Source organism: Tenacibaculum aquaeponti (genome assembly GCF_052084715.1).
GTDB lineage: Bacteria > Bacteroidota > Bacteroidia > Flavobacteriales > Flavobacteriaceae > Polaribacter.
Window position 1 is genome coordinate 2458737 of record NZ_CP197288.1, and the last position, 10805, is coordinate 2469541.

Here is a 10805-nt window from a genome sequence, read left to right on the forward strand (position 1 = left end):
TTTGTAAATTTGACCTTTCAATTTAAACAACTAAAACGTAACTACAAAATGGCAGATTTTGGTATACAAGAGGCATTACAAACTCTAGGGTTAAAAGAAATAAATGAAGGAACTTCTACAGGTTCTATTAACTTTTCAAATGGAGAAATTATTGAATCATATTCTCCAGTTGATGGTAAATTAATAGGAAAAGTAAAAGGAACAACTAAAGAAGACTACGAAAAAGTAATGAAAGCAGCTACAGATGCATTCAAAACTTTTAGAACAATGCCAGCTCCACAAAGAGGAGAAATAGTACGTCAATTTGGTGAGAAATTACGTGAAAAGAAAGAAGCTCTTGGTAAATTAGTTTCTTATGAAATGGGGAAATCTTACCAAGAAGGATTAGGAGAAGTGCAAGAAATGATTGATATCTGTGATTTTGCTGTTGGTTTATCACGTCAATTACATGGTTTAACAATGCACTCAGAAAGACCTGGACACAGAATGTACGAACAATATCATCCATTAGGAGTTGTAGGTATTATTTCTGCGTTTAACTTTCCAGTAGCTGTTTGGTCTTGGAACACAGCTTTAGCATGGATTTGTGGTGATGTTTGTGTTTGGAAACCATCAGAAAAAACTCCATTATGTGGTGTAGCTTGTCAGAATATTATAGCTGAAGTTTTACAAGAAAATAACTTACCAGAAGGTATTTCTTGTTTAGTAAATGGTGATTATGTAGTTGGAGAGTATATCTCTAAAGATACTAGAATTCCATTAGTTTCTGCTACTGGTTCTACACGAATGGGTAAAATTGTTGCTAGTGAGGTAGCTGGTCGTTTAGGTAAAAGTTTATTAGAATTAGGAGGTAATAATGCAATTATTGTTACTCCAGATGCTGATATTAAAATGACAGTTATAGGAGCTGTATTTGGAGCTGTAGGAACTGCAGGTCAACGTTGTACTTCTACACGTAGATTAATTATTCACGATTCTATTTACGATAAAGTAAAAAATGCAATTGTAGATGCTTATAAACAATTACGCATTGGAAATCCTTTAGATGAAAATAATCATGTAGGTCCATTAATTGATAAAGACGCAGTAGCAATGTATAATAAAGCTTTAGAAAAAGTAGTTGCTGAAGGTGGAAATATTATTGTAGAAGGTGGAGTTTTAGAAGGCGAAGGATATGAAAGTGGGTGTTATGTAAAACCTGCAATAGCAGAAGCTACAAATGATTATGAAATTGTTCAACATGAAACTTTTGCTCCAGTATTATATTTATTAAAGTACTCTGGTGATGTTGAAAACGCAATTAACATACAAAATGGTGTAGCACAAGGGTTATCTTCTGCTATAATGACAAATAATTTACGTGAAGCAGAACGTTTCTTATCTCATGCTGGATCTGATTGCGGAATTGCAAATGTAAACATAGGAACTTCTGGTGCTGAAATTGGTGGAGCTTTTGGTGGTGAAAAAGAAACAGGTGGAGGAAGAGAGTCTGGTTCAGATGCTTGGAAAATTTATATGAGACGTCAAACAAATACAATTAACTATACAACGGAATTACCTTTAGCTCAAGGTATTAAATTCGATTTATAGTAAAAAAACATATAATAATGTTAAAAAGCCGTCTCCAGGAGACGGCTTTGTGTGTCTAAATAACTATAGTCCCCCCGAACTATAAACCTTAAATTTTGTTATTCAGAAACTCATTTAATACTTTCTTTCCACTTAAATTTACTACTAAATTCATTTTTTAAAGTTTAAGTATCGACGAATGGTAATTTTATTGAGTTAATAAAAGTTTACTTATAGATTAATGAGTATAGCTATTATTTTAAATGTTTTTGAAGGATAAAAAGAGCTAGTCGCCAAGTTATGACGACTAGAAACTGTAAGTAATATTCAACTCCCTTTAAGTCAAATTATTAAGCGTGTCAAAAATAGAATTAAGTTTTTTTAAAAACACTTAAAATCGATGTCTGATATTAAATAACGTTTAAAAGGGAGAGAAATGAAGATAAATGGCAGCAAATTCATATCAAAAGGGTGTTTATAAATAAAAAAATCGACTTTATAAGCCGACTTTTTTATTTATAAACCATATAGCCCCCCCGAGCCATAATATCTATATATTATCTTTTTTATCAAATTATTTACTTACATAAATTTAGGAAAAAGAAAAGCTAGGTATTTTTAATTATCGATGAATGGAACTTAATATCGGTTGATATAGGTTTGACTATAGATAAATATTAAAAAATTCCTTATAAACGATGCTTCTTTTATAGATTTGCACTTTATAAATTAATGTTTATGATGAATTTTCTTTCCTTAGTCGGTAGAATTTTTGGACAAAGACAAGAATCTGAAGAAGATATTATGAAGAAATTTTTAATTGTAGGTTTAGGAAATGTTGGTGAAAAATACGATAATACTAGGCACAACATAGGATTTAAAGTTGTAGATGCTTTTGTAAAAGATAATGAAGCTTCTTTTTCTACTGAAAAATTAGGAGACGTAGCTAAATTAAAAGTAAAAGGGAAAACGGTTTTTGTATTAAAACCTAATACTTATATGAATTTAAGTGGAAAAGCTGTTTTGTATTGGATGAAAAAAGAAAATATTCAAATTGAAAATGTATTAATTATTACGGATGATTTGAATATAGATTTTGGAAAACTAAGAATAAAAAGTAGAGGAAGTGCGGGTGGACATAATGGTTTAAAAGATATTCAAGATAAATTAAACACAGGTTCTTATCCTAGATTTCGTTTTGGTGTAGGTTCTGAATATAGAAAAGGAAAACAAGTAGATTTTGTTTTAGGACAATGGAGCGATGAAGAAGAGAGCCAACTTATAGAGAGAATACCAACAAGTGTAAATGCGATTACATCGTTTATAAATGCTGGAATTTCTAATACTATGAATGAGTTTAACGGTAAGTAAAAATAGAAGAGTTTATAAATAAGAAAAGCAGACATTAATGTCTGCTTTTCTTATTTATATTTTTTTAATTAAATCTTACTTCCTCTCAAAAGTAATAGTAATTTCTTCTGTTGTTGTAATTTGATTGTCTGTAGTTTCAGATTCTTTTCTAATCACTAAAGTATTTGCACTAAAAGAAGTAATTTCAAAAATTCCATGAATAACTCCAGTATTAGTATCTGAAAAAGTAACTCTTTTATTTAAAACATCTAAAGTATATGTTCCAGAACTATTTTCTGTTTCAATAGAAGTTTCTTGTACAGGAGCAGAACCATTATTTAAAGTAGTAACAGCTACTTCTCTATATTCACCCGAATATGTGAATGTTCCGTTAGTAGAAAGTATTAAATCTACTTGAAAAGTATCTCCTTCATAAGATTCAGTAGAAATATCTACAACTTGACCAGAAGCAGTTGTAGAGGTTTTATTAGTTCCTCTTAATTTAGTTACTGCGTATGTTCCAGTAAAATTTTCAGAAGTTAACTCAAAAACAGGTGTATTATCATCACTACCACAACTAATTAATGTTGCAAAAGCAAAAAATAAAAAAAATGACTTTAATAATTTCATGGCTTATATCTTTTTTAATTTTTATTGAATAAATGTATTATATATGTAAAGTAAAAAAGAACTAAATATTGTCTGAGGCAAACCACTCAGCATAACTAGTATCTGTTTCTTGTAATTTAATAGAGTGAAGTTTTATGTTTTCTGGCAATCTATTTTTTATTTTTTGTGCAAAATCTATAACCATCATTTCACTTGTAGGTTGATAATCAACTAAAATAACATCGTGTCCTCTATCTTTTAATTCTTTAGCTAATTCAACATGTGGTGTGTTTTTATTAAAAACTGTGGCATGATCGAAAACATCAACAATTTCTTCTTTTACTATGACTTTTAAATCACCAAAATCTATAACCATTCCGTACTTTACATTACTGCTGTCATTAATAGGTTGTCCTATTACAGTAACAGATAATTTATAGCTGTGGCCATGTACATTTTTACATTTTCCATCATAACCATATAAAGCATGACCAGTTTCGAAGTTAAACTGTTTTGTTATTCTTATGTTGTTCACTATCTTTTAAACTTTTTGTTATTTCTAAATTTGTTAACAAAGTATACAACACCAACAGCTAAAGCTAATCCAAGAAATAAAATATTATCACCCATAATTGTAATTAAATTATATAGCAAAAATACAACTTTAATTTACTCGTATTATAAACGAAAAATTAAAAGTTGAAATGAGATTTAAACAGATAAGAAAGAGTTTATTTTAAATTTGTTTTTCAAAGCAAATACTTTCTTCTAAACCAGAATACTGTCCGTAATTTTCTATGATTTTATAATTGTTTTTCTTGTAAAGATGAACTGCTTCAACTTGCCTAATTCCAGTTTCTAAAATACATCGATTAAAAGAAAGTTCTTTTGCCCAAATTTCTAATGCTTTTAATATTTGAGAAGCCAAACCTTTACCTCTTGCTTTTTCAGAAGTAAACATTCTTTTAATTTCCATCGTAGTTGTATCGTACTGTTTAATGGCTCCACAAGCTAAAGGTTCGTTATCAACATAAATAAGAACAACATGTTTAATAAGATCGAGTTTGTTGTACTGATTATAAAAATCATGATCCTCACCATCTGTAACAGCTAAAAAAGCATCCAGTTGTTTTACTAAAGTTCTAAAATCTTTGTTTTCTGAATCGGTTCTAACAAGAGATATCATAATTCAATACGATTTAAAACAATCCAAATAACTTTTTACGTTTAGCAATATTAGGTCTTGTTAGGTTCAAAACATCAGAAATATTGTGCTTATCAAAACCATTAAAAAGAGATTCAACACCTTTGGTCATTTTAAGATCTAACTCTTCTTGATATAAAGGAATTAACGTGTAAAAGTCTATAGATTTATTTTCTAAAGTTAACGTGTGAAATTGTTCATTAAAAACAATAGAAGGTAATAAAACAACAGAACTTAGTTTAGTTTTAGTATCAAAAGGTTGAGCAGGATCTCCATTTGGCATAGTATGTCCGTAAGCTAACCATGTGTTGTATTCATGAGGAAAACGCGCTAAAAACTTTAACCATCGAATTGGCCAGTAATTGCTTTCATCTTTAAAATCTTCTTCAGAAATTTTCCAATTTTCGGGTAAACAAATACTTAATTCTGCATAATTGCAACCTTCAATACCTTCTGGAGTATTCATAGGTTTATCGCTCATTCCAGAAGTAACTAAAGTATGAAAAGGTTTTGCTGGAGTAGGTTTAACCCAATGCACATCAATATGAACTTGATCGGAAACAATTTCATGAAAAACCATATCGATTTTTCCTACGTGTTTTTCTATATGATCTGAAATAGCTTCCAGAGAAGATTCTTCAGAAGCTATTTCAAATTTATTTTTATTGTTTTCGTCGTATCTGTAAATTGGCGATCCTGATTTAGACTTTTCCATAGTTTTTGTTTCTTATTATTTTTTGAATTTAGCTAGTGCATTTTTAGTAAACTCAGAAAGTACTAATCTTCCAGTAATTTTTGCTCTTTCAACTAATAATTCATTCCAGTTTTCAGTTCCTTCCCAAAGTGTTTTTTTCATTTCAAATAAAGCATCAGGATTATAAGAAGCTAATTTTTCAGCTAACAAACTTACTTCTTTGTCTAATTCAGAAAGAGAATCAAAAACTTTAGCATATAATCCTTTGTCTTTCGCCCAATATGCATTTTTCCAGCTTGTAGCATCTAAAGTTAATTCTGCTAAACCACTTACTCCAATTTTTCGTTCTACTGCAGGAGCAATAACAAAAGGTCCGATACCAATAGTAAATTCAGAAAGTTTAATACTTGCTGCTTCAGTAGCTAACACATAATCACAGGCAGCTGCTAAACCAACACCTCCACCCACAACTTTTCCTTGAACTCTACCGATAACTAATTTCGAACAAGTACGAATTGCATTAATTACATTAGCAAATCCGGAAAAGAATTTTTTTCCATCATCTAAATTATCAATTGCAACTAATTCATCAAAAGAAGCACCAGCACAAAAAGCACGTTCTCCTTCAGATTTTAAAACAATAATATTTACAGCATCGTTATCTGATAATGTATTCAATTCTTTTGTTAAACGATCTAATAATTCACTAGGAAAAGAATTACTGGCAGGATGCCCAAATTCTATAGTTGCTATTTTATTCTCTATATGTGTGTATAAACTTCCGTTAAGTCTTGTTGTTGTCATTTATTTAGTTGTTTGTTCAAAAATAGTCTTAATTTTATTTTTTCTGAAAAAAAGAAGCATGAAAAGCATAAAAATGGTAATTATAGAAGGTATTCCTAAAGATATTATTTTAAAGGAACTTTTGCACTTATATCAAACAATTTTCGATGATGCAAAGCCTGATTTTTTTATTGATAGAATTACAAATAAAACAGATATAACAATTGTATTGACTTATTTTGAAAATTCACCAGTTGGATTTAAAATAGGATATCGATATAATGAAACTACTTTTTACAGTTGGGTTGGGGGAGTGTTACCTGATTTCAGAAGAAAAGGAATTGCACAAGAACTAGCTAAGAAACAAGAAGAATTAGTAAAAAAGAAAGGATATAAAAAGCTTCGAACAAAATCGATGAATCGTTTTAAACCAATGCTGATTTTAAATATTAAAAACGGATTTGATATTGTTCAAGTGTACACCAATACCAGCGGACAACAAAAGATTGTTTTCGAGAAAGATTTATAATTCGTCTTTAGCTAATCTTAAAAACTTACTTCTAAACTTAAGAATTAGTGGTAATCCACGAACAATAATCCAGGCGAAGAAAGCGATCCAAATAGCGTATAATTTATAGTCTAAATAATCGAAAAAAAGTAACGTTGGAATAAATACTAACCCTGTAGATAACAATAATAAATTTCGTAAATATTTCATTTCTCCCATACCTTTGAACATTCCGTCATAAATAAACGCTAAAGAACAGAAAGGTTGCATTAGTAGAATCACCCAAAATACTTCGTAGAAACTAGTTAAAACTTCGGTTTCTTGTGTAAATAATCTTCCGATAGGTTGATATAAAACGAAACCAATAACTGCTAAAGCTATTCCTAGTAAAAATCCATATAGAATTAATCGTTTTCCTAGTTCTACTAAAGTTTTATAAGCTTTTGCACCTAATAATTTTCCTGATAAAATATTTCCAGCAGAAGAATATCCGTCCATTATAAATGCGCCCATCAACCATAAGTTGAGTCCAATTGTATAGGCAGCTATATATTCGTTTCCGTAAGCTGTAGCATAAGAAGTCCCGAAATATAACGCTAAATTTAAAGCTATAGTTCTAACAAACAGATTAAGAACCATAGAAATAAATCTCGGAATTTCTTGATTAAATGGTAGTTTAAAACGTAAAGAAATTGAAGTCTTTTTATATAATAATACCAAAGCAATTACAGCCATTACAATTTGTGCAATAACACTAGCATAAGCAGCACCTTCTATATGCATGGCAGGAATATATCCTTCAATTCCGTAAACAAAAGCTAAGTCTAAAACAATGTTTACAACAGTTCCTATAATTGCAATAACCATAGGATAAAACGTGTTTTGTAAACCTCTAAAAGTTCCGTAAACAGCTATTGTAAATAAAGTAAAAGGAAAACCAAAAGCTCTGATTTTATAATAATCAACAGAATACTCTAAAACTTGTCCGGATGCATTATAAAACTGAAAAATTTCCTTTGCAAATGGGTAACTTAATCCTAAAATTAGTAAACTAACACCAACAATTATTACTGTAGCTTGTGCAGGTAAGTTTTTAATTTCATCGATACGCTGAGCACCAACATATTGAGAAACAATAGACGAAATTCCGCTACGTGTTTGTCCGAATACCCAAATTAGCATAGATAAAAAAGCACCAACAATTCCAATAGCAGCAATACTTTCGGTAGCATTTTCTTTAATGTTTCCAACAATGGCTAAATCTGTTGTAGATAGTAAAGGTTCTGCAACACCGGTAATTAGAGCAGGAATAGCTAATTTATTAATGTATTTAAAACTAATATCATGTTGCATAATAGTCAACAAAAATAGTTATTATTGAATCTTGAAAATGAAATTTTAATAAATTGTTTCTATGTTAGAATTTATAGGAAGCATTATAGAGATATTTGGTTCTATAGCTTTAGATATACAAGAATTTCTTTTCAGAAGAAAGAGAGAGAAAAGAAGAGCATACGAAAAAGCTAATAATTTACCACCAAGGAAAATGAGATCACCTTATGAAAGAGTTGGTATTTTATTAGGTGTATTTATGGGAGTTATTATTGTACTGAAAATTATATCTTTTTTCTCTGGAAATAGTTTGAATGAAAGCGTGACTAAAAATAAAGTTGTTGAAATAAAAGCGCTCTTAGAAAAGGAAAAAGAAGTTTTTGGTAAATATCCTGAAAAGTTAAATATAATTAAAAGAAACAATCCGCTTCGTAATGATTTACTTGTCGATGCTTGGGGAACTACTTTTACTTATTAAGTTGTAAATAATAAATACACGATAACTTCAGCAGGAAATGATAGAAAAATAGATACTAAAGATGATTTAGTTTTTAATTAGGTATTACAATTATTACAAACTCCTGTTAAAAAAACAGCTGCTTTATTTATATTATAATTTGGTATGTTCGGAACGGTAACATCTATAGATAAACATGTTACTTTTTTACAATTTGTACATTCAAAATGAGGATGGACATCGTTATGATGATCTGATGTACAACTACTTTTACATTTTGCATACCACTTTAGTCCGTTTTTTCCAATAAAAGAATGTACTATTCCTTCATCTTCTAATCGATCTAAAGCACGATATACAGTTGTTTTATTCATTTCTTTTTTTAGTCGCTCTACTAAATCAACAGCAGAAATTGCTGAAAATTCATTACTAAATAAATCTAGTAAAGTTTTTACTGCTTTTGTTTTTCTAATAATCCCCATAAAAATAAAAATTAAAGCAACTTTGTTGCGATAGATAAATTATCTGTATTTTTGACCTCAAATAACAAAATTAAAAAAATAGATGTTATTAACTCAAAAATCAGACACAATAGGGGTTTTATCTAGTGGTTTATGTTTAGTTCATTGCGTTTTTACTCCTTTTTTATTTGTAATTCAAACGCATGGATCGTGTTGTGAAGGGAGTGAAGTTCCTTTTTGGTGGAAGAGCATCGATTATATTTTCTTAGTGATTTCTTTTTTTGCAATTTATAAATCAGCAAAACAAACATCAAAAAATTGGATTAAATATGCATTTTATTCATTTTGGATTGTTTTAAGCTTTATCATTTTAAATGAGAAATTCATTCTAATTAAAATACCTGAAGAAACCATTTATATAGCTTCTTTGAGTTTGGTAATACTGCATCTATATAATAGTAAATATTGTAGATGTTCTAATGAGAAATGCTGTTCAGTGAGTTAAAATCTTATATTTATGGAAAAACACGAATTAATAGGAGATAATCATATATTAACGAGTATTGAGACTCCAATGATTGTTAATGCATTTGATAAGTCCGATGATGAAAAAATAGCTAACATTCAGGTTCATTTTAAAAAGATTATGGAAGAGTTAGGTTTAGATTTAACAGATGATAGTTTATCTGGTACTCCATATCGTTTTGCAAAAATGTATGTGAAAGAGTTATTTTATGGATTAAATCCAGCGAACAAACCAAAGATTTCTACTTTCGAAAATAAGTACGGATATCAAAAGATGTTAGTTGAGCAAAATATTACAATAGACTCTTCTTGCGAACACCATTTTTTACCAATTATAGGTCATGCTCATGTAGGATATATTCCTAAAGATAAGGTAGTAGGTTTGTCTAAAATAAATCGTTTGGTAGACTATTATTCGCATCGTCCGCAAGTACAAGAGCGATTATGTATTCAAATTTTAAAAGATCTTCAAGAAACATTAGGAACTGAAGATGTAATTGTGATAGTAAATGCAAAACATTTGTGTGTTTCTTCAAGAGGAATTAAAGATAAAGAAAGCTTTACGACTACTGTAGAATACGGAGGTTGTTATAACGAAGCAAGTATTCGAAATGAATTTTTTAAGATTTGTGATTTTAAGAATGCAGAGTAAATAACGTCAACCTGAATTTATTTTAGGTTCTCATAAATATTTGTAATCAAGCTTTTTCCTCAAAAACCTTCTTTGGTAATGACAGTATTATTAACCTGTTGCACCCATTTTAAAAAATTAGCTTCTGTAACAAACCAATTTTCATCTACTAACTCGTTGTTTGAATAACTAAAAATCCATATTGATGTAGAATTTTCAAAAGTTACTTTTTCTATAGTATCTGTTTTATGAGAAGTTGCAGTTTTTTGTTTTCAATAGAGTAAGAGATATCTGTTATTTTATTAGTGAACTTTTTAGAAGTTTTGAATAGGTTTAGGAAGAAGAAAAATTCTTTAAAAGCATTTTTATCATCATTTAAATTTCTATTATGAATTTGCCAATACCAACCTCCAGCTTCACCAAAATGTTTTGGTAAATGACCGAGTAACCAAACATTAAAAAAGGAAAAATTGTTAAACTCCTCGCTATACCAATCACTATCATCTGCGGCACAACTATAACCGTTAATAAAAGCATCAAGAGAATTAAAAGAATAATGATTACCTAAATACAAGGCTTTTCTTTTTTCAAGATGATCTAATATTTGGTATATGTTTAGTTTTTTGATTGACATGATAATGAGATGCTGAAATAAATTCAGCATGACGTTAATATAGAGTTT

At 29.4% G+C, this 10805-nt stretch carries 14 protein-coding genes; 6 read left to right on the top strand and 8 right to left on the bottom strand.

The genetic code is table 11. From position 1 onward, the window contains the following. The first annotated feature begins 48 nt into the window (after positions 1-48). Both amaB and pth read left to right on the top strand, forming a co-directional pair. Complete coding sequence (gene amaB, locus ACSIGC_RS11055) at positions 49-1590, top strand: L-piperidine-6-carboxylate dehydrogenase (RefSeq protein ID WP_442264880.1); 1542 nt, start codon at positions 49-51, stop codon at positions 1588-1590. 717 nt (positions 1591-2307) lie between these two features. Continuing rightward, on the top strand, positions 2308-2940 hold the full coding sequence (gene pth, locus ACSIGC_RS11060; RefSeq protein ID WP_442264881.1) for an aminoacyl-tRNA hydrolase: 633 nt from the start codon (positions 2308-2310) through the stop codon (positions 2938-2940). Between the two features lie 75 nt (positions 2941-3015). On the opposite strand, the gene ACSIGC_RS11065 is transcribed toward pth, so the two are convergent. The 5 genes from ACSIGC_RS11065 to ACSIGC_RS11085 form a co-directional block, all read right to left on the bottom strand. Then, positions 3016-3549: a hypothetical protein gene (locus tag ACSIGC_RS11065; RefSeq protein ID WP_442264882.1), complete on the bottom strand. Its 534-nt coding sequence runs from the start codon at positions 3547-3549 to the stop codon at positions 3016-3018. 61 nt (positions 3550-3610) lie between these two features. Beyond that, a complete protein-coding gene (locus tag ACSIGC_RS11070; protein ID WP_442264883.1) occupies positions 3611-4063 on the bottom strand; it encodes a 6-pyruvoyl trahydropterin synthase family protein in 453 nt (150 codons plus the stop codon). A 201-nt stretch (positions 4064-4264) separates the two neighbouring features. After that, positions 4265-4714, bottom strand: coding sequence for a GNAT family N-acetyltransferase (locus tag ACSIGC_RS11075; RefSeq protein ID WP_442264884.1), 450 nt, complete (start codon positions 4712-4714; stop codon positions 4265-4267). A gap of 13 nt (positions 4715-4727) precedes the next feature. Continuing rightward, positions 4728-5447 carry a suppressor of fused domain protein gene (locus ACSIGC_RS11080; protein ID WP_442264885.1) on the bottom strand — a complete coding sequence of 240 codons (720 nt, stop codon included), beginning with the start codon at positions 5445-5447 and terminating at the stop codon, positions 4728-4730. Positions 5448-5462: 15 nt separating this feature from the next. After that, entirely contained in the window at positions 5463-6230 is a 768-nt protein-coding gene (locus ACSIGC_RS11085; protein ID WP_442264886.1) for an enoyl-CoA hydratase/isomerase family protein, read from the bottom strand. A 58-nt stretch (positions 6231-6288) separates the two neighbouring features. Between ACSIGC_RS11085 and ACSIGC_RS11090 the strand changes: the two genes are divergently transcribed. Next, on the top strand, positions 6289-6738 hold the full coding sequence (locus ACSIGC_RS11090; RefSeq protein ID WP_442264887.1) for a GNAT family N-acetyltransferase: 450 nt from the start codon (positions 6289-6291) through the stop codon (positions 6736-6738). Here the strand turns inward: ACSIGC_RS11090 and ACSIGC_RS11095 are convergent. Beyond that, positions 6733-8070, bottom strand: a complete 1338-nt coding sequence (locus ACSIGC_RS11095; protein WP_442264888.1) for an MATE family efflux transporter — start codon at positions 8068-8070, stop codon at positions 6733-6735. The genes ACSIGC_RS11090 and ACSIGC_RS11095 overlap by 6 nt on opposite strands. Before the next feature lie 61 nt (positions 8071-8131). Between ACSIGC_RS11095 and ACSIGC_RS11100 the strand changes: the two genes are divergently transcribed. Further along, positions 8132-8527 (top strand): hypothetical protein, encoded by a 396-nt coding sequence (locus ACSIGC_RS11100; protein ID WP_442264889.1) that lies wholly within the window; start codon positions 8132-8134, stop codon positions 8525-8527. A gap of 77 nt (positions 8528-8604) precedes the next feature. Here ACSIGC_RS11100 and ACSIGC_RS11105 read toward each other — a convergent pair whose 3' ends face one another. Beyond that, the gene (locus ACSIGC_RS11105) at positions 8605-8988 is read right to left on the bottom strand and encodes a Fur family transcriptional regulator (protein ID WP_442264890.1); all 384 of its coding nucleotides are present in this window, start codon (positions 8986-8988) and stop codon (positions 8605-8607) included. Between the two features lie 82 nt (positions 8989-9070). Here ACSIGC_RS11105 and ACSIGC_RS11110 point away from each other — a divergent pair, with 82 nt between their 5' ends. Together ACSIGC_RS11110 and folE are read left to right on the top strand one after the other, a co-directional pair. Next, positions 9071-9472 (top strand): MerC domain-containing protein, encoded by a 402-nt coding sequence (locus tag ACSIGC_RS11110; RefSeq protein ID WP_442264891.1) that lies wholly within the window; start codon positions 9071-9073, stop codon positions 9470-9472. 12 nt (positions 9473-9484) lie between these two features. Further along, positions 9485-10144: a GTP cyclohydrolase I FolE gene (gene folE / locus ACSIGC_RS11115; protein ID WP_442264892.1), complete on the top strand. Its 660-nt coding sequence runs from the start codon at positions 9485-9487 to the stop codon at positions 10142-10144. Positions 10145-10355: 211 nt separating this feature from the next. On the opposite strand, the gene ACSIGC_RS11120 is transcribed toward folE, so the two are convergent. Further along, a complete protein-coding gene (locus ACSIGC_RS11120; RefSeq protein WP_442264893.1) occupies positions 10356-10757 on the bottom strand; it encodes a hypothetical protein in 402 nt (133 codons plus the stop codon). Positions 10758-10805 lie beyond the last annotated feature (48 nt).